At 27.2% G+C, this 335-nt stretch carries 1 protein-coding gene; it reads right to left on the bottom strand.

What is annotated here, in order from left to right; all coding sequences use genetic code 11:
- Positions 1-73: 73 nt before the first annotated feature.
- On the bottom strand, positions 74-335 hold a 262-nt coding region (locus FUA24_RS25445; protein ID WP_246147020.1), incomplete at its 5' end, for a hypothetical protein.

The following is a 335-nucleotide window of genomic DNA, read 5'->3' as shown; positions in this document are numbered from 1 at the left end:
GTAACAAAAGCGTACTAACCTTTGATTAAGCACTAAACTAAGCATTATTTTTATACAATGTTGTAACACGTTTTTATTTATTCAATTGTTTTTTTGTTCTTTCTCTCATTAATAAAAAAGTCAGAATTACAATAATTCCTATTCCGACAACTAATAATCCGTATTTGAATAATCCTGTTAGAAAAAAGGTTGGAAATCCACCATAACGACCTTTTTCAGATATTTGAACGAGTTCAGATATGATGGTAGAATTCTCCAATAAAAAATAGCAGACAATACAGATTAAACTAATAATGTAAAGTCTCACAATTTTTAAATTCTTTTTATGCATCAGT

Source organism: Seonamhaeicola marinus (genome assembly GCF_008085455.1).
The sequence above is the reverse complement of the archived record's forward strand: the minus strand, read 5'-3'. Positions and strand labels throughout refer to the sequence as shown.